Here is a 24,242-nt window from a genome sequence, read left to right on the forward strand (position 1 = left end):
ATAAACCTCCTATGTTTGCCTGCAGCCGTAGTCGATAAACTTTTATTATAATTCAATGACCGCTTTAATGACTCCGGAATCCGGATTCATCCAGTTCCCGAAAGCGTCAATCGCCCCATCGAACGGAGCCCTGTGTGTGATGTAAGAATCCGCATCGATGCTTCCCGACTTCAGACCTTGGATGACAAATTGAAATTCCTCCCGGGTAGCCGCCCGGCTCCCCAGCAAGGTAAGCTCCTTCTTATGAAACTCAGGATCACTAAAGAAAATATCCGCTTGCACCAGACTAACGTAAACGATCCTTCCTCCATGTGCCGCATACCCAAAAGTGCTGGCCATTGACTGCGCATTCCCTGTGGCATCAATGACAACCGTCGGATAAGCTCCATCCGTCGCCAACGCCAAATCTTCCACAGCATGCTCCGACGCTTCGATCACCTTATCAACCTTCGCCCATTCTTCACAATACTTCAGACGCATTTTATTTGTATCCATAGCTATGACCGTTGCCCCTGCCAGCTTTGCAAACTTCATGACCGCCAGGCCGATAGGGCCTGCTCCGATAACGAGCACCTGCTCCCCCGACGTGATTCCAGCTCGGTTCACAGCATGCAGCCCGATACTCAGCGGCTCGATAATGGCGATCTGGTTCCAGGTCATGCCCTCCGTTTTCACGATATAATCCACGGGAACTGTCATATACTCTCGCATCGCGCCGTCCGCATGTACACCAAGAACCTCCAGGCTGACGCAGGCATTCGGTTTGGCTGATCGGCAGGCGATACACTGTCCGCATGACAGATACGGCATGATCGTAACTTGGTCGCCTATCTCCAGTCCACTGGCCGGAGCCTGCTCCAGTCCGGCAATTTCTCCCGCAATTTCATGCCCCAAAATCCGTGGATATGAAAAGTACGGCTGCTTGCCGCGAAAAGCGTGGTAGTCGGTACCACAAACACCGATAGTGCGAATCCGAATTAATGCCTCCCCTTCCTTGGGTACGGGCAGGTCTGTTTGCTGCATGACGAATGAGTGCGGCTGCTTGCAGATCAAGTTTCTCATTGAGTATAAATCTCCTTCCGCCATGCGCAGATCTTGCGGCTGGCTATCCATGATGATTCCGGTATTCCTGCGGCGTTGTGCCGTATTTCTTTTTGAACAGCTTGATGAAATAGTGCGGGTTTTGATAACCGACCTCGATGGAAATTTCATATACTTTTTTTGCGCTCGATTTCAACAAACGGATTGACTTCTCCAGCTTGAGCTGAGTGATATAATCGCTGATATTTTCTCCCATTTCGAGCTTATACAGCCGTGACAAGTGAGACGGATGCAGTCCCAGACGGAATGCGATGGATTGAACGGAAATATCCTGGGATAGATTCGAAAGTATGAATTTCTGGGCTTCCTTTACCACAGACAACCGGGCGCTATGGGTTTCGCTCTGCGCCTGCAGCTTGAATTTGTCGAATACACTCCATACCCAATCGCTTAAATGCTTAACGGTTTTGCAGGGCAGCAGCTCTTTGACCGGTAAATAGTCACTCCCGATCAAATCGACCAGCATTTTGCCATTGGTATGAGCTAGATTGGAGAAGGCCGCGTAGATGACAAAAAAAGCTTCCATGATATGCTCCGGCGATTCCGCCCACCGCAGCTCCAGCTCCCCGATAATCGATTCCAGCTTCTGGGATATCGTCCCCCAATCTCCTGCTTCCATAAGATGCAGCAGCACCGGAGGCTCATACAAGCTCTGCAGTGTGCTGATGTCGGTTAACTCCCCGCTGCCTGCGATATATAACGCCATATCCTGCTCGCTGCCAAAACGCCTGCGGAACAATTGAAGCAGATTGTGGTACATCTTGAGCAAGTCGCCAGGGAATACGCCGCCGTGTCCCGTCAGAACGGATATATTTTTCTTCAAATATTGCAGCACATTCAATTGAAACTGGTTGGTTAACTGATTCAACAGCTCGACAGACAGTTGCTTTTCATCTGCATTTGGCTCCTTTGGTGTCAGCAAAATAGCCAAATAACCGTGCACATCTCTGCAGGTCCAGACCAGATATTGTTCCCCGAACGTTTCCTCTGCCATATTGCTGACGGCGAATTCCATCAATGACAGCTCGAATGAATCATAATCCGAGAATTGCTCCTTAAATCGCACAAGCATCATGGCAACATGCTCATCTATGCGGGCCGGCACTTCCAGCAGCTTCATTTTTTCTGCCAGCTTTTCTGTCGAGAATCGCTTGCCCTGCAGCAGCTCCTGGAGTAGCTCACTACGCAACCTGGGCATATGCTCGCGCATCGCGTTCATTGCCCGCTGGACGATGCTTTGCTCCTCCCTTTCCTTGCGGATCATCGCGATGACCACAGCAACGCGATCGATCAGGTCCTGGTCGTCGAAGGGCTTCAAAATGTAATCGCATATATTATTTTGGATCGCTGTCAGCGCATAATCGAAATCGGCATAAGCCGTCAGCAGCAAGCATTTTGTGTTTTTCCAGTGCGTATACACATACCGCGCCAGCTCTAGCCCGTCCATCCCTGGCATCCGCGCATCCGTTATGACGATATCAATGGAATGGATATTCAGCAGATTCATGGCTTCTAATGCTGAATAAGCCTTATGCACCTCACCAATACCCATATTCCCCCAAGGAATGGTGCTGGCCAGCGTATCCACAATACTCATCTCATCGTCGACAAGCAGCAGTTGAAGCATCTCTCTCTCCTCCTTCGTATATAGAGTTTACACGGACTGCCTCCAGGTTATCGTGACTCGTAGACCCCCGAGCGGGGAAGCTTCAAACGTAAGACCGGAATGCAGATCATATTGGTAGAATAGTCTTTGATGCACATTCCATAATCCGCAGCTGCCCTCCTGATCTAACGGCTCTGTCATTCTAGTTTGCAGCTCGTGTATCCCTTCTGCTGACATTCCATCACCACTGTCGTCAATAATGATACGATAGGTACCGTCCTCCTCTTCCCCGGTAATCTGAATGATGCCATAGTTCAAGCTTTTTTCAATCCCGTGAATAATCGTGTTCTCCACAATGGGCTGAATCATCAAACGTGGAACGAGCAGAGGCAGCATGGAATCGGGAATATTGATCGTGTAATGAAACCTCTGAATTCGCAGATTCTGGATAGTCAAATAATTCTCGACCAGCTTGATCTCCTCTTCCAAGGTCGATAATGTGTGTTCCAGCTTTGTGATGTAACGAAAATATTCAGCCAGTTTGAGAATCATCTTCGTTGCGGCCTGATCATCTTGAATAGCAATCATATTTTTGACGAATAACAGGCTATTGGCCAAAAAATGCGGGTTGATTTGAGATTGCAGATGCTTCAATTTCGCTTCCCGAAAGCGGATATTCTCCAGATACACTTTTTCGATCAGCCTCTGAATCTCGTCCGTCATTTCATTGAACTTGGTAAACAAATAATCAAATTCATTGCGCGGCCGATAGCTGAGACGATACGAATAAGAGCCAGTCTGAATTTTTTGGACTCCGCGCAGCAGCAGCAGGATCGGCTTCTGCACCTGATTGTAGAGCAGGACGATCGCTAGAAGCTCAAATAACAGCACAAACACCATCGCCACGTAAAACAAATTACGACTTTTTTTGATCGGCGTCAGCACCTGCTCCAGAGGCTGGTAGTCCACCGCGTACCACTCCAGACTTTTAGACTGGGCGAAGCTGATGAGGTAGGACTCCGTGCCGACATCAAGAGTCTGGTTGCCGGATTTGCCCAGCTCCTGATTATCCAGCAAGCTGGCAATGCGCTCCGCCAGATGAGCCTGTGCACGCTCATCCCGAATAGGAGCGAACCCCTTCTTGTAAAAAAAAGAGTTTGCATTTTTTTCTTCATTTTTATAATCGTTCAGCATGCGTATCATATTGCTTTCCCTAAACCGAACCTCTACGACCGCATCCGCTTCCAGCAGACTCCTGTTCATCAATAGAGGACTCCACAGCATTTTAGAAAAGTAGCCATCTTGCTCGCTCCCGGCAGGATGATACGACCAGGATCGGACCGTCTGTTCCTGCAGGTAGCCATCATCGTACACACTAAGATAGTCATTGGATATTACCTGTTTCGTCTTGGGCAAATAAATGATCAGGCTGTTTTTCCAGCTGCTCGTTACACTTAACAGCCCCAGCTTCTGAATGACCTCCTCCTGTGCCTCCAGCTGCTGGAAGGAGCTTGCCAGCGCTACCGCTTCACCGAGCTTTTTCACACTCGAATCCTTGCTCACTATAATCGAGAGTGTGGACAGCTGATCTACAATATTATCGATCTGGCTCGTAAAGAAGGAAAGCCGACTCAAGCTTTTATCCTCCAGCTCCTGACGGATCGTATTTACCGATACATAATTCGTATAACTGTAGATCATGACAACCGGCAAAATAAAAAGCACGATCAGCACAACCATTTTGCTAAAAGTATTCCACCTTGGATGCATTTCTACAGCTCCTTACGGCTAGCCCTTGACTGCTCCTGCCGACAACCCGCTGACCACATATTTTTGCGTCAACAAAGCAAGCAGGATAACCGGAATCGTAATGATACATGCAGCGGCCATCAGTCCACCCCAATCCACTGACGTTCCTCCCATGAAATTATACACGGCAATCGGAAGCGTCTTGGTCTTCTCTCCGGACAAAATGAACGAGAACATAAAGTTATTCCAGGAAAAGATAAAAGCCAGCAGCGATGATGTAATGATACCCGGAAGCGAAACTGGCAGGACCATCTGGGCAAAGGTCCGGATGCGCGAGCTGCCATCGATCCATGAGGATTCCTCAACCTCGCGGGGAAAGCCTTCGAAGAAGGGAATCATGATCCACATGATGAACGGAAGTCCGATGACCATATGACTCAAGATCAACCCTACGTAAGTATCGATCAGATGCAGCTTATTAAACAGAATGTACCACGGGACGAGGTAGCTGATGCCGGGCAGTATTTTTGCCACAAGAATGACGACCGCCACACCCTGCATTCGATATTTGGCAATGGAATAAGCTGCCGGCAGCCCCAACACAAGCGCTCCTGTCGTAGATAGAGCACCTACGATCAAACTGCTTGTCATGTACTTCAGATAGTCATGGTCGTGAAAGACCGAAATATAATTTTTGATCGTGGGCACAAATACGAACAAATCTTCCGGATTCAAAACTTGAATCTGCGACTTGAAGGAAGCCGACAGCATCCATGCAAACGGAAATAATAAGAAGACCAGAACTAAGACATTCAACAGGGAATAAACGGCACGTGCCGAAACCTTTGTTTTCATTGTAGACCACTCAACCTTGTTCGTATAGCCGTCAAAAGCATAACGACAAGAAGCAGGATGATGAAAAATACAATAAGCAACGCAGAAGCGTAACCAAACTTGAAGCTGGAGAAGGCTGTATCGAAAATCAACAGATTCAGCGTCTGTGAGGTAAAGTTCGGTCCGCCTTGAGTCGTCGCATAAATCGTGTCAAACGTCTTGATCAAATCAATCATGCGCAGCGTAACGGCCGTCATAATTGTAGGCATCAGCAGTGGCAGCGTAATGTGCATAAATTTCTGCACGGATGTCGCTCCATCGACACTTGCCGATTCATACGGGTCTGCGGGAACCGTTGCCAATCCTGCGATGCAGATAAGTGCGATCATCGGCGTCCATTGCCAAACATCCATGACGATAAGGGAAGGAATGACCTGTGTCACCGAGCCCAGCCACTCCTGCGTGCTAAAGCCCAGCCCCTTAAGCAGTTGATTGCCCAGTCCGATCGATGGTTCATAGATGAGCAGCCAGACCAATCCGACCGATACTGGAGTTGCCACCATCGGCAGCATCATTAACGTTTTCATCGCTTTCGCTCCCGCCATCCTGCGGGAGAACAGCACTGCGATGGCCACGCCCAAGACTGTCTCCAGCACAATACTTAAGGAAGAATGATAAAATGTGATCCAAAGCGCGTTCCAGAAAGCGCTGCTCACCAGCAACGCCGCATAGTTATCAACTCCGACCCATTTGGGGGGAGCCACCGCTGACATGCTCCATTCGTAAAGGCTGAGCCTTGCGGTATAGAAAATGGGATAAGCTGCCATAAGCGTAATAAACATTAACGCCGGCGTTATAAAGACCCACTTTAGCTTCCGATCCAACCAGTTAATGATCACCCGACTTCCTCCTCCAGTTGAGATTAGATGATTGTAGCAGGCAAGCCTCCTGCCGTAACATTCGACTTGCCCGAGCCCATCTTTCCGTTATTTGATATTATCCTTGTCAATGATCGCTTGCAGTTCTTTGTTGGCGAGGTCGGCTGCAGCCTGAATATCCTCACCCAGCATCGCTTTGACCACGATAGCTCCAACCGCGTCGCGGGACTCCGATACGCTCATAACCTGCGGGACGAAGTGATCTACGCCGATCTTCATCGTTTCCTTAATCGCAGCAGCCAAATCCTTAGGAAATTTCTCCGTTCCTTCCTGCGATGCCCATACGGAATCGCGTGCCCCCGGAACGCCGCTCTGCTGAATCAGCAGGGCGTTGGCTTTGTTCGTCGTCCATTCCATGAATGCCCAGGCCGCATCCTTGTTCTTCGATTTTGAATTCATCGCGAGCGACCAAGAAGCCGTGCTGTAAGGCTTGGCCCCCGCGCTTCCCGCCGGCAGTGTCGCGAATCCGACATTATCGGCAACTAACGATTTGCTCGGATCGGTCGCATTTTTATACAGAGCAGCCGATTCCATATAGAAGGCTGCCTTGCCTTGAGCGAACAAGCCGATAGCCTGCGGCCAGTTCATGTTGAGAACGCCCTGAGGTCCGTATTTTTTAACAAAATCTGCATACCGCTGAAATCCCCGGATCGCTTCCGGCGTATTCACCGTCGCTTTATTTCCTTTCATGAAATCCCCGCCCTCGGAGAACATGAACGAGGATACCGCCGTGACCAGCGCGTTCCGCTGCCCCCGGGCCACGAAGCCGTAGAAATCAGCGCTCGGATTGTGCAGCTTTTTCATAGCTTCCTCTAACTCCGCCATCGTCTTCGGAACCGCAATCTGGTTCTTCTCAAGAAGATCCTTGCGATAATACATGACAAACTGATCCGTCCATAATGGGATTGACATCAGCTTTCCGTTAATCGTGCTGGCCTCAATAGTAGCTTTGGAGAAATCCTTAAAGTCATAGCTCTCGTTCTTTGTCACATAGGTGTCCAATGGGTTCGTCCAGCCGTTTTTTTCATATAATATTTTGTCCATGTAAGGTCTATATGCAAAAGCATCAGGTGTTTCTGCCTCTGTGGTCAGTTGAACAGCGAGCTTTTGCTGAAGCTGCTCCTCCGCAAAAATCTGCAGATCCACCTTCATCCCCGTCGATTTTTCGAATTCCGGAAGCTGGGCCTTCACTGCATCCGTCCACGGGTGATTGACAGCGAATACCGTTATCTTTTTTCCAGCGAAGGATGACTTCGTTCCCGCTGCCGGGGACGGAGATGTCGCCGCCTCCGGGGTTCCACTGCTGCAGGCGGCGAGGAGTAGTGTCGGAACAAGCGCCATGCTTAACAAGGCGGCCATTTTGGATCTCATATTTTTATTTCCCCTTTCACTCAATGTTGTCTACGCTTTCATTTTAAACACTTCAGGTCAGGGAAACTATAGCAATAATCTGAGCTTTCTACACCAATATCTGCATCACTTGTATTTCAGCCAATTTTCCTTTCATTGAGGCTACAGTGTATAGCGACAAGGTGAACAACACCTTCCGATCGATACATATCCAACTGGTCCGTGATGAATTCCCAAACCCATTCGCAGTCCGTAACCAGCAAAAGCTTTAGATGCTGAACGATATTTTGCTCCTTACACGAATTGCCGAATGAAGAGGCTCGCACTTCACCGGTAACAGCAACGTCGAAGCGGGACAATACCTACCGTGGATCGGTCAATGCTTCGTAACTTCTTTAAGCACCTATCTTAGGGTATACTCGGTATGGAGGAAGTTATTTCATTAATGAAAAGGAAGGTGACCATGAATAATTTAACCCTATTGAGAAAACGGATCACTTATATAGCTACTTTGTTTTCTGCCGTTGGCATAGCTTTTTTGCTTTTAAAGGAGCTCAATAATTCTCTCGGTTTCATACTGCTCGTCATTGGACTTTGCCTTTTTATTATCTCTAACTTTTTCAGACCGAAAAAAAGCCGAAAGGGTTAACTTCAGGCCTTCTACCTGCTTCTTTAGTCAGTTTTATGATTGCCGACCGTTGTATTGTAAGAACCGGATTCTCATAGTTTCTTTAATTATGTATAAGGGTCCTGACTTTCGGCCAAATTGTTCAATTCAGCAGGATCCTGTGCTTGGTCATACAGTTCCTCCACCCCATTGTGCTGGTGATAGATGTACTTCCATTGTTGGTCTGCAATCATATACTGTTGATGAGGGTCATCACCGCATTGGATTCTTCAAGAGATATTTGCAAATAGTCGCTATGGATTAGCCATTCTGAAACAGAACGAGCATGATCTAGTTCGCGCAAAATGTAGGCTAAATAATCCAATTTCTGTTTCCGAGACCTTCCCTTCACCTAAACATGCAGGACAGATTTCAGACTTATACCTTCGTTTTATGCTCCTCTTTTCGACGATTAAAACGCTATTGTTGAAATGTGTGGATTTACATTCTCATACTTTGGTGTGTAGAACGGGCTGAGAAAAATATTGCTCTACTCAATTTGGAGAAAATCGCAAATGGCTTAGAAGTTAGTGTGAGTAACGGGTATAAATGAGACAGAATATTTACAAAAACCCACTTATTTCAATCTACAAATGAGATTTATAACTTTTATAATTGAGATAATGAGTTATAATGACTATAATAATTGAGACTTTCCGAGATTCATATAGAACAGTACCATTACTCCATCAAAAAATGAAATTCGACGTTTGGCTTTTACTGAATTCTAGCACCATATTTGCCAAGCATCTTTTAAATATTTCATTTCTGAAAATGGATTGGAAAGATAAAATAAGGTCGTTTATCAAAACCACACTTTTTCTTGAAGAAGCTGACCATATACAACCGGGGTGCGCTTATATCGAGTTAGGTGATATAACAAATTCCCTCATTAGCTACTTTCATTTTGCCCCTTACCAAACCAACTCAGACGCATGCAAAAACTACAAATTCTCCATCTCATATCGCTTGTATGGATCATGTATTCTCAGCAATATAAAACACGGCTGCGAATTTTTAGCCTTACATAAATTTCAGGTTTACTATTTTGCTAGTTATATTCGTATGTACTAATACCTTCAAATGTTGTTTCTTCATTCATCATGATAGCTACACTGTATTTTGCTCTAGTCACTGCAACATAGAATTTTGATCTCGAGTCTTCTTTTAAGACTTCTTTTCCTGTCATTAAATATTTTTTCATAGGTGTGGTTGGAATGATTAACACCCTATTATATGTTTGTCCTTTAGATTGACCAAAATTCATTACAAATTCAGCATTGATTTGTGTTTTTTTATCATGCCTTAAAACGACGGGATTGAACCTTTTGATATACCTTTGAAGACTCGAGCTTTTAACGATAAACAATCCATCGTGCCCTGTCCGACAATCATTTGTTGAAACTGTTTTGGGCATATGGGGATACAATAAATCAGCAAAATTACAGATAACTTGAATGCTTCTGTGACATTCGGTTCTATACTCAATATTACATTGTTTACTCTTCTCCAATCCAATGAAGAAATCCAAAATCTTTTCACCATTGAATTTACTGTATTTAGCCGCGTTATTTGTTTTATATGTTGTTTGCCTGTTATCCCCTACTAAATCCGTAGATATAATTGATCCAAATAATAACTGAACTATATCCAAGTCATAACCTGCTAAATCTTGAACTTCATCAATAAATATGTGATCAAAAATCTTTTCTAACCTATGAATAATAAGTCCTTTGGATTTTTCATTACATTCGCAAACAAATTGAGCAATCTTGTCTGTATAGATTAAACTACCATCATTAAAATAGTATCTTTCTGTATTACTCTTACTTATATAAGAAGCCGATCTTCCTTCTATAAACTTAATGGATTCGATTCTTTTCTTGTCATATAAAAAATTTTGGTATGGGCGGGCACACTCCTGCAATAAAAAAGAAAACCAACTTTGAAGCTTTATATTTGATGGAACAAACCCAAGCTTAGTAATAATACATTTTCTTATTTCTTCTAAATTTTCATTGGTATAAGTTACGATAAGAATTCGTTGTTCAAGTTTGCTAATTGCTTGATCCACTATGTAAGTGGTTTTTCCAGAACCTGCAGCTGCAATGATGACTTTATTCCTTGATTGCATCATTTATATACCTCGGTATAGTAATTTTTTCCTTTGACTCAAATATTTTCAATGCGCAGTTTGTCTTATTCGTTTTCTTTTGCATGTAGGCCATCATTTCATGTTTATGTAAATAACTTGTTTTGAAAATTTTATTTAATGTAGTTAACTCATTACATTTAACAATTTGAGGTTCCAGGGTCTGATAATCCTCATCTTCATCAAAACAAATCTTAATGGTATCCAATCCTAAATAATCTACATATTTCTCCTTTAGCCCCCTTACATCTCCATCATTATCTGTTACTACATTAACCATTAGATGTAATTTTTTTGCGATTTCCAAAAATCTTTTAAATGCCAATGAGTTTACAGCAATGACATCTATGCCGTCTTCAATCGGCAATTTGTTATTCAATTGATAGTAAGCCTTTTGCACTAATAATTCATCTGACGGGCCTTCCACAAGAATGGACTTTTTTGCTAGTAACATTCTTAGGGTATCGTAGCCAGGTAATTTCATGAAATAATTCTGTGTACCAGAGTTCAGATTATTCAAAGTCATTGATTTGCCATTTTTAAATAAAATCACTTTTTCTAGCCCTAATTTATTTAAAACAAAAGTACTGTGTGTAGTTATGATAAGTTGTTTCCCGATACACTTTTTTTTAATTTGGTCGATCAGTTTATTCATACTTGAGAAAGACAAATGATTTTCAGGCTCTTCGATTAAAATTAAATGCGCTTTATGGGCTCTAGCCTCAAGGGCTAATTTCATTTTAATTGTGTTTTGTTCACCTTTTCCTGCGAATTGAAAAGGTACTTCGTCTAAATATGAAGATAAAATCGATTCCCAATTTGTTTTTGAGGAAATATCAATCGAAATAGTAAAATCTTTCTCTGAAATATCTCCTTTTTTTGTTGCCAGTTTTTCATTAATGCTTTTTATCGCATGTTGTTCAGCAAACAATTCTTTAAATTTTCGATAGTCAAGTGCCATGTTGATACGTTCTTTGGGTTCTAGGACATCAGTAATTATTTTAGATATGTATTGATCAGTTCCATTTTGCATTTTATATATCGTAGTGTCAATCAATGAAACATTAATTGGTATACTCCTTGGTGTAATCACTTTATACGCAAACGAATACTTCATTTCGCCCTCCACAGGCCTCCCCAGATAAGAACGTCATCTGTCTGACCGCAACCACTCAAGTGTACAGAGATAGCCTTTGGCGGCTCCGGATTTCGTCATGTTTGGGTGACTCATCCGACTACCCCTGCCTCAAATTGAGTTCGTGTACCTTGGCTCGTGCGTTTGCCTCCAGCTTCCTTCAGATTCCACCTCACGATGGACACCTTTGCTCTTGGCTACTGTAGGCGCTCGCCAGCCCCCATTCGGGACTTTCACCCTAAAGATGACGCTCATGCTGGGCGTACCAAAAACAAAGGAGCTAAGCTGGCACAAGCCGCTTAGCTCCTTTTTCATCCACATCTTTACTTTTTCCAACGTATGGATCTGTCCCGATCATCAACAATAGTTATTTTTGGGACAGCCTCCTGATCGGTTTTATTGTTTTATTTGTTTATACCATTCCTTAACTCTTTTAGTCACTTCATCCCCACCAGTTTTCTTCCACTTTTCCACAAATTCGTCGAACTTATCAATCGGCCATTCTCCGATAATAATCTTAGCCATATATTCCTGGTAAAGTGTATGGTTCTTGATGTCCGTGAATCCGTCATAGACGCTTGCCGGCAAGCCATCTCCCGCGATCGTTTTGGCTTGAGATTGAATGTCCGTTAGTGCCTTATATTTCATCTCTTCCATCCACTTCTGGTCATCATTAAGTGAGTTCATTGTCAATTCATGAAGGATCTTCTCACCTTCCCAGTCGGTGATGGTAGGGAAAAGGATTGCTTCTACTGTACTTTTCTCCGAGTTCAGCGGAATAATCTTACCATTTTCCTCCTTGTAATTAACATCCTTCATTCCGAAATTAGTTTCCTTCAAATGAGCTGGATCATTAATCCAGTCAATCACCTTAAGAGCATTAATAGTAGTAGCCTCCGATTTGTTCGCAATAACCCACGCCGGACTATTAATCCGTGTGTTGGTAATATACCCTTGATAGCCATCCACCTTTATCAACGGCACAGCAGCGATATCCAACTTAGGGTTCTTTTGGGAGATCGGTCCAAAGGTGGTCGATGGCAAGCCATGCCCCAGATGGAACCAGGTCCCCACCTTCTCCGAAGTAATTCTTGCCCACCAATCGTTTGATTTATTTAAAAAGGTATTATTATCAAGTAATTTTTCTGCGTACAGTTTGTTCAGAAACGTAAGCGATGCTTTCATATTGGGCGTTATCGCGGAATAGGTTATCTCCCCGTTATAGAGATCCCACTGAGGGTATCCTTCGAGCATCGCGACTCCGTACATCCCAAATAGGTTGTCAAACCATCTTCCCTGTTCGCGTCCAGATAGCGGCAACTCATCTTTCTGGCCGTTACCGTTCGGATCCTTGTCCCGGAAAGCCCGAAGCACATTCACGTATTCGTCTTGCGTTTGCGGAATGCTTAGACCAAGCTTATCCAGCCAGTCCTTGCGAATAAAACCGCCATAATCATTGGACAAGGTGACCTTGGGAACAAAATAAATCCTGCCTTTACCGGTCGGATCTGATTTCTTTACATTCTTCCAAACGTCTTCGGGAATCCGATTGTACACATGAGGAGCATATTTGGGAAGGAGATCGGTTAAATCGGCTAGAGCGCCTTGTTTGGCTAAATCGCTTTCAATTCCTTTCCAAGGAACAAATAAGTCTGGAATATCACCGCTCGCTATGCGAGTCTGCAGCTTCTGGGAATAATTGTTTCCTCCGTCCCATACTACAAGCGGATTATAGATTCCGACTCCGATATCCTGAAGCATTTTTTTGGAAGTAGGACCGTCCTTCTCATAGTTTTTATTTCCTTGGTCATTTACCGTCCATAGCTCAACGTATGGGTTATTGGATGCATTACTAGAGGCGTTACTGGATGCACCTTGCTTCGCATCTTGATTCGAGCTGCACCCAGCGACCATCGTTCCAAGCAAAGCAATTGAAACAGTCGCTGCCGTGAGTGTTGTTCTTTTTCTTTTCATTTTCGTACCCCTTTCCTTATTTGCCAGTTGTTTTATGATCATTCCCCTAAGGTATAATCATTACACTGCTTTGTACTTTATGGCAACCGCTTTCATATCACGTTTAAAGCGTAACACAGACAGGTTTCATTCATAAGTACACATTTTTTATCTTTTAGGACTACAAATTTGTCATTTCTCCATTCCATTCAACTGGTGTAAAAATAGACTTGTTTATTAGGGTATGATTGTGATATCAATGTAGTAATCGAACAGGAGGCGAGCTAAGGTGATCAATATGTACAGACAGTTCAAACTCAGCACTAAGCTTTTTATCATTACTACCTTTTTGGGCGTAATTCCTTTGCTCTCCCTAGCTCTGATTTATTCGTATTTTTCCATATCGAACGTTCGAGAGGTCACAACCAACTTTACTAATCTATTTGCATCTCAACTACATGCAAGCGTCGAATCGTATGTTAATGAACTTGATAATATTACCAAGACTGCCTTTGATGACAATGAAGTAACCCATTTCCTTACAAATGAAGAGAAATCAAGCACTTCGGAAAAGATAAAGGGAAAAATATCTATTGATAAGTTTCTTTACAGAATGGCGATACTGAAGCCTGATATTTATAGCGTCATGCTAGTGAGCAACAATGCGACCGTTTATTCTTATGGCAGTTTACCGAGTATTATTGACGGCAATATGCTTAGCTCTCAGGCTTGGTTTCAGGATATTCGGAACGCGAATGGTCAACTTATTGTGTCCCCCCTTCATAAACAGCCCTACTCAAATGTAGGGGTTAATACTGAAGTATTTTCGGTAGGAAGATTGATAAAAGACTCGACAGGGAGCTACGGCGTCCTTATTTTTGAAATCGAACCCTATCAGTTACTAAAATTCAATTCCATTCAACACACAATCAACAATTTGTATCAAGCAGGTGTTGTCATTACTACACCTAAGGGGGAACTCATATTCTCCACAACCCCAGATCGCACCAAAGAAATGGATAACAAAGACTTCCTAACGATCAGGAATTACGTGCAGTCTGCAGGTATGGTAACCTCAGTGATTATACCTAATGAAGCTCTATATGAGAAGATTAATCGGTTCAAAAGTATTGCCCTGTTTAGCGCTATTTCCATTATTTCCTTAATGCTCCTATTTTCCTTCTTATTCGCTCGAAATATTTCGGAACCAATCAAACAATTATCTACCCGGATGCGAGAGGCTGGACTTGGACAGTATCTGCAAATTCCCGAAATCGATACTCAAGATGAAATCGGGTTACTACTCCGCAGTTATAACAAAATGATCACGAATATCAGTGAACTGATCGATCATGTTTATTTATCTCAGTTAAAGCATAAACAAGCGCAATTCTCAGCTCTACAGAGTCAAATCAATCCGCATATGTTATTCAATACCCTGGAGAGCATTCGGATGAAAGCCGCTTTGAATGGAGATGTGGAGGTTGTCCGAATGATAAAGATGCTTGCGAAAATATTTCGGTTCAACCTGGCTAAGGAGGGAAAAATCAACTTCATCAAAGATGAAGTTGATTATATTCAAAACTATATTGCGATACAAAACGTCCGTTTTGATAACCGCTTCGTACTTGAGATCGACATCCAAGAGCAGCTATTAATTACCCCGATCATCCGATTTATCTTTCAACCAATCATTGAAAATAGCATTATTCATGGATTTAAAAATAAGAATCGGGAATGGAATATTAAGATTAAAGGCTATCTGCATGAAAATAGAACTATTGTCTTGCAATTCATCGATAATGGTGTAGGTATTGCGCCGGATGAGTTAACAAAGCTGAATGGAGAACTTGATGCACCTCCTTCGATAAAATCGGACGAAGCACTCGGAATCGGATTAAGAAACATAAAAGACCGTATCAAACTGGAATACGGCAACGAATACAAGCTACGGCTTCAATCCAGCGAAGACGAAACAATCGTTGAAGTGACGATACCTATTGATAGGAAGGGTGAATAGATATGTATCGGGTTATGTTGGTCGATGATGAAGTTACAATTACCGAAGGGTTGAAAGTCACTATTGATTGGGAGCAAAACCAATGCGTTGTCGTGGCTACCTGTAAGGATGGCGATGAAGCTGTGCAACTAGCAATCGAAGTCGATCCCGATATTGTGATATCTGACATTCGAATGTTGAATATGGATGGGTTGTCCATGATAAAGCAACTCAAGTCCATAGAATCAAGAGCCAAATTCATCGTATTGAGCGGATATTCTGAGTTTGAGCTTGCGAAAAGGGCAATCCTCTTAGGAATTCATGCATATCTCTTGAAGCCTGTCGAGGAAGAAGAATTGGAAGACGCGCTTCGCCGCTGTGTAGAAAGTATCGAACAAGAGAAAATGATTCAGCATCAGCTTGATATTGCCGGACATTTGCAAACAAATCTAAGGGAATTGGTACTTTTTCAATTGCTGGACCCAGACAACGAGAACAAAGATCAGATTCATCGACTCGTGGATGATGCTGAATTGGAGTTGCCGGGCCCCGTTTACACCGTTCTTCTGATTAATACCGAAGCCCAAGAATTATCTAAAAGGACCAAGTTGGCGGAGTATTGTTGGAAAAACTTTAATTCCTATGTCGTTCCCTACTCCAATAATCAATCTGTTGTACTACTTAACCATCCTCTTCCGACAGAAAGGCAAGAAATTAAGGCAGCGGCTGAGCTGTTGCTTCAATTTCTAAAGGAAATAGGATTTCCCGAAGCTAGAATCTCGAACCGATTGGATCGAGCAGTGGCCCAACAGACGATTGATAACATAATTCAACATTGGACGGAATATTCTTTAAATTCGTCAACTCATGCCATCAAATCATACATGATCAGCATTCTATTGAATTCCCTTCAGACACTGACATACGATGAAAGGCATCATGATGAATGGTACAGCCAAGTGATTATCCTCCTCAGCGAATCAAACTTTCATCGCTCTATTGAAGAGTGCAAAAGGTGGCTGAACAACATGGTAGGGAAAATAATCGACCTGAAGTCCAGAACCCTTTCCTCTCAAAAAAAAGATATCATTGACGAAGTCAAGGCTTATATCCATAATAACTATCAGTCTGCATTCACGCTTGCTTCGCTCTCTGAACAATTTTTTATTAATCCGTTCTATCTTAGCCGCTTGTTTAAGAAACGAACCGGTGACTCCTACTTGAATTACATTACCCGTGTTAGAATGGAAGAAGCCCAGCGATTGCTACTAACAACTGATTTTAGAATCTATGAAATTGCAGAGAAAGTCGGATATGATACAACCAAATATTTCAGCAAAATATTTGAGAAGTGGGTAGGGTTAAAGCCAAGCGATTACAGAAGTAGACAAGGGAAAGGGATTTAAATATCTATTGCCCCCCGAAGGGGATCTAAAATGACTACCGATCACTGTACGCGCTGATCACGAGGAAAGATGCCGCTTTGGAGGGATCCATGACCACTACTGTCTATAGACTCCAAGCAGACGTTTGGAATCCCCTTCCGCAGTCGTGAATACCTCATACAGCCGAATGGTCAGAGGACGTTCTAATTGTTCAGTAGTCGATTGAACTTTGACGTTACCCTTTTGGAACCCTCATCTGTTTTATCGTCCAAATGCATTTCAACGATTGACTATCTTTATGAATCAACTCGCTCAAAGGGTCAAAGCTCATGGGTGCACCGAGCTTATAGGCAGGATACGCAGTTCTTGCACTAACTGTTGGGAGCAGAATGCTCAATCGGCCAACATTGTAGCTCTCTACACTTGGAGTACTACTAGCTCCCGAGCGTGAGAACTCCTCAGGCGTTAATAAGGTAATACTGGTTAGAACGGTATCATTATTTGTTGAGATCACGAAATGGATATACTTTTGCTCACCGGGTTCAACGATGATTTCTTCTACTGCTGGATCACTTTTAAACACACCGGATTCGTTCTTACCTTCAATACTGAAGACAGGCAATGTTTCACGACGGTCGGTTGGGTTAATCACTAACCATTGCAAAACCTGTTTAGTACCCCCATCTGTAATACTGAGATTGTTTTGGGAAAAGCCCTGCCGCATTGATGTGGATAATCAGTAGACCTTCGGCACGGCCGGTAAACATGACCGGGAGCTTCCGAAAGTAGGAGATTACGCCTTTGGACGAAGCTTGCGGCAAAAACGCCCAGCCTTCCTCCGGGACAAAAGCCATGGCATATTCCGGATCGCTGGAGATCTCCAAATCTCCCGGGAGCGTCGCCCCCCGCTCATTTGAAAGCAGGGTACCGCTGCTTCGATTGTAATAAAGAATATCAACAATCGATTCCTGTGACAGCTTGAATAAGTTGAGTAATTTGATGATACTTGCCTGCTCGGACAAATCGGATTGAAAGGCTGGATTCCAAAAAGAGCGGTTCACTCCCATGTCAATAGAAATTTCCAAGGAACTCTTTTCGATCTGCCGCATTTCCCGCTCGGTTTGTTTCATCATCATCAGAAGTTTTGTCTCACTATCCGCTTCGAGTTGTTCAAGCAGATTATTGATGGATGAATAGTAAAAGACCAGTCCTCCCACAAGAATAGGAAGGCAAGTTGAAAGGAATCCAAGCCAGACGACCTTGTAATAAAACCTTGATTTGTGCCTTATTTCGTAGACCTTATTGTGATACCCCTTCATACGTACCCTCCTATTGACCGATAGAGCCGACTTCGTCGCGCCTATCCTGTGATTGGTTCGCTTTTCCTGAAACCTTCTCTCTCACAGGATGCATCCATGTTATCCAATGACGACTTACCGGTCAACTTGCCCGAGGTATGTCTCGCATTCAGGTCAATTCCCAGTATGGTTCCCTCGCGATTCCGGCGTGTATACATCAGAATAGCGTAATTCATTGAGTAGCGGTTCTTCGGCTCGATAGCGTCTGACATTTTCTGCGATAATATCTATGGAACGGCCAGTGCGATCGGGTACCTGCGGTGTCGTATGTGGTGTAATCAGCGTATTTGGCGCGTCCCAGAGCGAACTGTCCGAAGGTAGTGGTTCCTGAGTAAAGGTATCGAGTCCGGCTCCGCCAATCTGTCTCGCATAAAGAGCCTCTGTCAATGCCATTTCCTCAATGACGGCACCCCGTGCCATATTGACAATGCATGCGGTGCGCTTCATCAGCGCCAACTCCCGGCGGCTGATCAAGTGATGTGTCCCATTGCTCAGTGGTACGGCCAGAACGACGAAATCGCTCTCAACCAGCAACTCGTCGAGCGAATCGCCGTCATCGGCGCAGTAGAGCCGGTCAACTCCCGGAGGCGGAGGGGCGCTGCTCCGGCGATAACCGAGCACACGCATGCCCATGGCTTTGGCTCGTACAGCCAGTTCGGTGCCGATGTTGCCCATGCCGATGATACCGACCGTTTGTCCAACCAATCCCCGCAGCTCATTCTGACCGGGTACTCCCCATTGGTGGGCCCGCTGAGCGCCTAGGAATCGCGGAAACTGATACGCCAACGCCAGCATAAAAAATATCGCATGCTCCGCTAACGCCGGAGACGACCGCCCCGCTGAGCTCGTGACCAGCAACTCACGCTCGAACAGCTCCGGCCAAGCGCACCCGTTTAGTCCTGCATGATCGCAGTGAATCCAACGGAGTTGCGGAGCCTGTAAGAATCGTTCATCGAAATCTCCTTTAAGCACGGCCACATCGGCAACCTCAAGCGCTTGCCGGATACCTTCGTGATCGTCTCTTCGCAGACGAATGAGCGATACCGGTTCAAAGACTTGGGCTAATCTGCGATAATGCTCCTCTTTATAGTCAACCGTCGTTAGCACGGTCCGTATGTCTCTCATATATTAGCCTCCCCAAACAATTTTGTAGTCTTAATCCTCAATCACAATCGTCTCAAACAAGTCCAGCTCATTCAGACAAAACGAAACTTGTCCTTCGTTGTAAACAAAAGGTATATCACCAAAACGGCGCAGCGCATAGACACACGACGGTTCGGAATCAACCCGGAGGGTGAAATGCAAATCCCGAATCGGAATCGGCGCATGGAACGCGGTCCCGAGTTGGCCGGATACATTCACAGCGCTGACCAAGTGACGCGAAACCCCTTTATGAAAGGTTACTTCCACGAGCGGTGAAGCGTTTACTTGCAGCGGATCTCGGTGTCCAAGCACGTCCCGTATCGCTGACATCAAGAGGCGGGCATGACCGTGATTGCTCAGCTTTTCATAGTGCGCTCCGATCCCCCACGGGATATAGGCGGATTCTCCTCTTCCATAGCGCTTGTAAATCAGCCCAGCCGTGTCCGTTTCTTCGGTGATGTAACATTTCTCCGGCGGTCCGAACATGCAGGAAGGAATCAGCCCGAGATATCCGGATGCCCCTTCCTCCAGCTTGCATTCCAAGGCTTCTCCGTACAAGTAAACAAGATCGATGGGTTCGAAATGTTGGAGTGTCGCCTTGTCCGCTTCACGAATCCGGAAATATGCCCCTTGAACTTGCGGTTTAAGAACAAACTCCTTGGCCCCTATGCTTTGCAAACGGATGCTTCCCATCGGATGTCCTTTCCGATCGCAGGTGGAGGTAAACCCGGTTGCAAGGAGCTTACCGCCCTCTTGTACGAAACGGTCAACGGCTTGCACAGCATCGTCGCTCATGCTTCGCTGATCTGCAAGGATCAGCAGCTTGTAGCGACGAAGTTTCTCGTCAATCTGCGGCGATTGCAGCATGCTATCGTGCAGCAGATCGTATTGGACGTGGTTTTCGGCCAAAATTCTCATAATTCCCTTTAATTCGTTTTTGCTTCCATAGATACTGCTGCTTTCAGGAACAACCAGGCAAACCTCTGCCAAAGATTTGAGGTTTGCGTAGTACTCTTCATGATCTTGATGAAAACGGAAAATATCTTTCACGAGATCGAAACAAAGCCGGTCATCTTGATTAACGAGGGTACCGATTACGAAATAATCCAGCCACCCCCCATTCACCAGATCTTGGGCAAGCCGCAGCCCTGTTAAGTGAGGAGAAACCGCCGTATGCCGCATAGCATAATCTACAAAGTGAACCGCTGAATTACTTACGGCTAATCCGTCCCAAGTTCCCAGAACGGTGCGCACATTTTCCGTAGCGGAGTAATTCCATTCCGGTAGAGGTCGATTAATCCCCGTATTGGATTCCTTTCGGAAGATGTCGGCACCTGAATGCGAATTGCATACCGCGATATGGGGAATGATGCTCTTAACTACCTTTATCCGTTTGAGAAAAAGCTCTCTTATAGTTTCGGTACGGAACTTATCGTAATCCCGGAATACCGGATCGTTCGGGTCCTCCTTAAGAGGTAACCGTTCCTGACCTGTGTACTCAAAAAAGCGCATTTGGCAGTTGCCGCATTGACAAATCCCATAATAATTGTAGCTATAGTCTTGAGTCACGTAACGGTGCATATTGAAGAATATACCGTCAATTGGATACCGTTCGGCCACTTCCCGCAATATTTGCAACGAATATTCCTGTTGATAGTAGCCATTGACGCAAGTATGAACCTGACCGTTGTAATTGACGATCTCTCCGTCAACGCTTCGATACAGCCAGTCTGGATTCGGCAAAGCGCAAGCTTCATTTAACCGGCTGAAATCGAAACGAGCGATAAGCTTCATCCCTCGTTCGTGAACACGTTCGATCACCTTCCCGGTAAAATCGTCCTTTAAATTGGGATTGACATAATGGAATTCGAGCTTGGAAGGATAATTGGCCACTATCCCCCCTACGTTAAACAGCAGAACGTTTGCCGAAAACTCCTCAAGGCTCCGCATATACTCATCGACATCCAGCATTGTATCAATCTCTCTTAAATTGGTCTGAATCAGCCGCATAGGCTTTCCTTTCCACCAACCCATAGTTAATTCCTCCTTGATTATTAAAATGGATTCTGCCTCCCCAGGGGCCACCCAGTTCTTAATCTTATCCCAAGGGTAGCTCCCTGGAAACGCCTCGGGTGAGTCACGCTCCATTCGGGTGGAAGACTGTTTCCGAAATACATTTGGCAGAAACGCCGGATGTTTTTCTTTATGGATACTGATTAAGAGTTGAGTTCGGCCCGTAGTCGGATGATTAAAGCTGTTGTTTTACTTGCTGTACGTTTCTTTGTAATCCTGGGCGAATTCCTTGTAAGCCTTTTTAATGTTAGGGTCGTCGTTGATTTTTTTGATATAAGCCTTATATTCATCTATAGAGATTTGGCCTACGACCGCCTTAACGGACATCGACGTCCACTCCTGCTCGAATTTCGGCCAAGTGGCGGTCCAAGTTACTGAGCTGATCACGGCGAACGGACTGATCTTTCCTTTTTCGAAATACCCCTGCGATTCAACCTGTTTGATTTTGGCGTCATTATATTCCTTCGGTGCGGCCGGGGACCCGATTTTACCGTACTTATCGTAATACAGCGCAATGGGCTGCCAAGGGGAAGTGGAACCGACATCCTTCTTATGCTGCTCAGTCAGCTTCACCTCTCCATTTACCAGGTTGTAGTGAATGCCTACTATTCCGTTTACGGTGAAGTTATAGTATTCCTTACTGTTGGTCATCTCAAGGAAATCAAGTATGTGTCTCACCTTCTCCTCAGGAACTTTCTTGGAGATCAGGAATCCCCCTTCCACCCCGGTAGAAGCCTTGATCGCATATCCACCCGGACCTTTAAGCGGAGGGACAGAATCGACGATCCCTCCTGGCTGGTTTTTTTGAATTGATGTTTGGAATGGATAATCCCATCGGAAGGCCTCGTTAATTAACGAGACCGCTTTGCCGGACTCGAACAATTCCGTTGCCTGCGTCGGCTTCATGACGGCGAACTCCTTGGCCAACACGCCGTCTGCATAGAGATCTCGCAGCCAAGCGATCAAGTCCACATACTGCGGCGTCATCGTTTCATAGATGAGTCCACCTTCTTCGTTAAAGGTCGGCTTGGGCGTACCGAAAGCATCGCCGAAGCCGCCGGCTACGCCGTTGATGCCGCTGGTGAATAGGCTGCCTTTGGATACCAAGCCTATAATATCCTTCTTTCCGCTGCCATTGATGTCGGAACTTACGATTTTTTTCAAAGCGCTGCGATATTCATCGAGGGTTTGGGGCATCGGGATACCCAGCTTGTCGAGCCAATCCTTACGGATCTTGGGAGCTCCCGATAATTGCGGACGGTTTTTAGGGACTACATAGTTTTTTCCGAGAATTTTGCTTGTCACCCATGCTTCTGGAGCCGAGAAATTCTTAAGATTCGGATACTTGCTAAAATCGCCCAAAAAGGGAGTTAAGTCCCAGAAGGCACCGTTTTTAACAGCGTTAACGACCGGTGGATGCTTAAGGTCTCTGATAGCGAGCACCTCCGGAATGTTGCCGGAGGCTAAAATCAGATTTAGCTTGGTGTTGTAATCGCCGTCTGGTACCCATTCGATGTTCAACTTGGTGTTTGTTCGTTTCATGAATTCTTTCCAATAAGGATTGTCCATATTAGGCGCTTCCTCAAACAATCTCAATGTCATCTGGATCTCCAGCGGACCTTGTGATTGGGCTTGTTGGGACGTCGCTGGCCCCGGTTTCTTTGTCGCATCTCCGCCGGATGCGCTGCATCCGGCAACAAATACCAGTGCCATCGAAAGACTGATGCAGCTAAGTTTGGAAATGAGTTTAAATCCCTTTTTCTGATTGCCTGAAAACATTCGTTTCATCTCCCTTTTTAAATGAACTTTGTCCGTTCCTTATGCCGATCATTCTTCGGTGTGAAGAAGCTCAACTCATGCATAGATTTCCCTCATCACCCCCCTTCTCGAGCCGGCTAGAATATGTTCCACGGTTACCCCTTCACGGAGCCAAGCATAACCCCTTTGGCGAAATATTTTTGCAGGAAGGGATAGACAACCAGAATAGGAAACATAGCCAATATAATGGCGGCCATCTTGACTGTCTCCTTGGGCACGAGCACCTCGTCGCTGCTGCTCGTTGCTCCGACTCCAGAAGCATCGTTTTCCATGACAAGCTGCTTTATCAGCACCTGAAGCATCCACTTTTTTGTGTCGGAAATATAGATCAATGCATTGAAATACGTATTCCAATGCTGCACCGCAAAAAATAATGTGAACGCCGCAATCGCGGGCATAGACAGCGGAATGACGATTCGCAGAAACACGCCGATATCGGAGCAGCCGTCGATTTTGGCCGCTTCCTCAAGCTCGGGGTGAATGGACTCCATAAAACTCTTGACCACGATCAAGCTCCAGGCGTTGGTCAGACTAGGCCAAATGAGTGACCAATACGAATTCAGCAGCCCCATTTCCTTCACTAGCAGGTAGTGGGGTATGACGCCGGCGTTGAAAAACAAGGTCACCAGAACTGAGCCAAGAAAAAAATTGCGACCGAGCACCCATTTCTTTGTCAACCCATATGCCATGGTGAAAGTGACAATGATATTTAGGACTGTGCCAACGAGGGTGACGAAGGCTGTGCTTTTCAAAGAGTTAATGAAACTGTCGGTGGACAAGATGTAGCGGAAAGAAGCTAACGAGAAGCGGTCCGGCACAAAATAAAATTTTAAAGGCGTGTATGTGGCCGGGTCGGTCAGCGACAGACTGACGATATACAGGAACGGGAACAGGCTGACCAGAGAAATGAGGCCAAGCAGGCTGTAGTTCAACCAATCGCCGGCACTCAACCCTTTTTTGTGTACATAACTCATTTTCGCC

General features: G+C 45.0%; 18 protein-coding genes. 2 read left to right on the forward strand and 16 right to left on the reverse strand.

All coding sequences use genetic code 11. The features are described 5' to 3' along the window. Positions 1–45 precede the first annotated feature (45 nt). The 10 genes from LRL21_RS12095 to LRL21_RS12135 all read right to left on the reverse strand — a co-directional run bounded on the left by LRL21_RS12095 (position 46) and on the right by LRL21_RS12135 (position 13,506). Positions 46–1,062, reverse strand: a complete 1,017-nt coding sequence (locus LRL21_RS12095) for a zinc-binding alcohol dehydrogenase family protein (protein WP_240416023.1) — start codon at positions 1,060–1,062, stop codon at positions 46–48. A gap of 43 nt (positions 1,063–1,105) precedes the next feature. Next, positions 1,106–2,728: a response regulator gene (locus LRL21_RS12100; protein WP_240416024.1), complete on the reverse strand. Its 1,623-nt coding sequence runs from the start codon at positions 2,726–2,728 to the stop codon at positions 1,106–1,108. Positions 2,729–2,755: 27 nt separating this feature from the next. Beyond that, on the reverse strand, positions 2,756–4,477 hold the full coding sequence (locus LRL21_RS12105) for a sensor histidine kinase (RefSeq protein ID WP_240416025.1): 1,722 nt from the start codon (positions 4,475–4,477) through the stop codon (positions 2,756–2,758). An 18-nt stretch (positions 4,478–4,495) separates the two neighbouring features. After that, positions 4,496–5,311: a carbohydrate ABC transporter permease gene (locus tag LRL21_RS12110; RefSeq protein WP_240416026.1), complete on the reverse strand. Its 816-nt coding sequence runs from the start codon at positions 5,309–5,311 to the stop codon at positions 4,496–4,498. Beyond that, the gene (locus LRL21_RS12115) at positions 5,308–6,189 is read right to left on the reverse strand and encodes a carbohydrate ABC transporter permease (RefSeq protein ID WP_240416027.1); all 882 of its coding nucleotides are present in this window, start codon (positions 6,187–6,189) and stop codon (positions 5,308–5,310) included. The genes LRL21_RS12110 and LRL21_RS12115 overlap by 4 nt, the downstream gene beginning before the upstream one ends. Before the next feature lie 87 nt (positions 6,190–6,276). Further along, positions 6,277–7,599: an ABC transporter substrate-binding protein gene (locus LRL21_RS12120; protein WP_240416028.1), complete on the reverse strand. Its 1,323-nt coding sequence runs from the start codon at positions 7,597–7,599 to the stop codon at positions 6,277–6,279. 714 nt (positions 7,600–8,313) lie between these two features. Next, entirely contained in the window at positions 8,314–8,439 is a 126-nt protein-coding gene (locus tag LRL21_RS45635; protein ID WP_275900702.1) for a hypothetical protein, read from the reverse strand. 857 nt (positions 8,440–9,296) lie between these two features. Next, positions 9,297–10,382 carry a UvrD-helicase domain-containing protein gene (locus tag LRL21_RS12125; protein WP_240416029.1) on the reverse strand — a complete coding sequence of 362 codons (1,086 nt, stop codon included), beginning with the start codon at positions 10,380–10,382 and terminating at the stop codon, positions 9,297–9,299. Then, positions 10,363–11,514 carry an ATP-dependent nuclease gene (locus LRL21_RS12130; protein ID WP_240416030.1) on the reverse strand — a complete coding sequence of 384 codons (1,152 nt, stop codon included), beginning with the start codon at positions 11,512–11,514 and terminating at the stop codon, positions 10,363–10,365. Before LRL21_RS12130 ends, LRL21_RS12125 begins: the two co-directional genes overlap by 20 nt. 414 nt (positions 11,515–11,928) lie before the next feature. After that, positions 11,929–13,506 carry an extracellular solute-binding protein gene (locus LRL21_RS12135; RefSeq protein ID WP_240416031.1) on the reverse strand — a complete coding sequence of 526 codons (1,578 nt, stop codon included), beginning with the start codon at positions 13,504–13,506 and terminating at the stop codon, positions 11,929–11,931. A 277-nt stretch (positions 13,507–13,783) separates the two neighbouring features. Here LRL21_RS12135 and LRL21_RS12140 point away from each other — a divergent pair, with 277 nt between their 5' ends. Together LRL21_RS12140 and LRL21_RS12145 are read left to right on the forward strand one after the other, a co-directional pair. Beyond that, complete coding sequence (locus LRL21_RS12140) at positions 13,784–15,505, forward strand: sensor histidine kinase (protein WP_240416143.1); 1,722 nt, start codon at positions 13,784–13,786, stop codon at positions 15,503–15,505. A 14-nt stretch (positions 15,506–15,519) separates the two neighbouring features. Continuing rightward, positions 15,520–16,890 carry a response regulator transcription factor gene (locus LRL21_RS12145; RefSeq protein WP_240416032.1) on the forward strand — a complete coding sequence of 457 codons (1,371 nt, stop codon included), beginning with the start codon at positions 15,520–15,522 and terminating at the stop codon, positions 16,888–16,890. 214 nt (positions 16,891–17,104) lie between these two features. On the opposite strand, the gene LRL21_RS12150 is transcribed toward LRL21_RS12145, so the two are convergent. From LRL21_RS12150 to LRL21_RS12175, 6 genes are all read right to left on the reverse strand, one after another. Then, positions 17,105–17,533 (reverse strand): hypothetical protein, encoded by a 429-nt coding sequence (locus LRL21_RS12150; protein WP_240416033.1) that lies wholly within the window; start codon positions 17,531–17,533, stop codon positions 17,105–17,107. A gap of 7 nt (positions 17,534–17,540) precedes the next feature. Then, positions 17,541–18,188 carry a hypothetical protein gene (locus tag LRL21_RS12155; protein ID WP_240416034.1) on the reverse strand — a complete coding sequence of 216 codons (648 nt, stop codon included), beginning with the start codon at positions 18,186–18,188 and terminating at the stop codon, positions 17,541–17,543. Positions 18,189–18,341: 153 nt separating this feature from the next. Then, positions 18,342–19,352: a D-2-hydroxyacid dehydrogenase gene (locus tag LRL21_RS12160; protein ID WP_240416035.1), complete on the reverse strand. Its 1,011-nt coding sequence runs from the start codon at positions 19,350–19,352 to the stop codon at positions 18,342–18,344. A 30-nt stretch (positions 19,353–19,382) separates the two neighbouring features. Beyond that, positions 19,383–21,404, reverse strand: a complete 2,022-nt coding sequence (locus tag LRL21_RS12165; protein WP_240416037.1) for an alpha-amylase family protein — start codon at positions 21,402–21,404, stop codon at positions 19,383–19,385. Between the two features lie 228 nt (positions 21,405–21,632). Further along, positions 21,633–23,222 carry an extracellular solute-binding protein gene (locus LRL21_RS12170; RefSeq protein ID WP_240416038.1) on the reverse strand — a complete coding sequence of 530 codons (1,590 nt, stop codon included), beginning with the start codon at positions 23,220–23,222 and terminating at the stop codon, positions 21,633–21,635. 134 nt (positions 23,223–23,356) lie between these two features. Then, a complete protein-coding gene (locus LRL21_RS12175) occupies positions 23,357–24,235 on the reverse strand; it encodes a carbohydrate ABC transporter permease (RefSeq protein WP_240416039.1) in 879 nt (292 codons plus the stop codon). Between the last annotated feature and the right edge of the window lie 7 nt (positions 24,236–24,242).

It is taken from the genome of Paenibacillus periandrae, from assembly GCF_022458865.1.
Classification (GTDB): domain Bacteria; phylum Bacillota; class Bacilli; order Paenibacillales; family NBRC-103111; genus Paenibacillus_S; species Paenibacillus_S periandrae.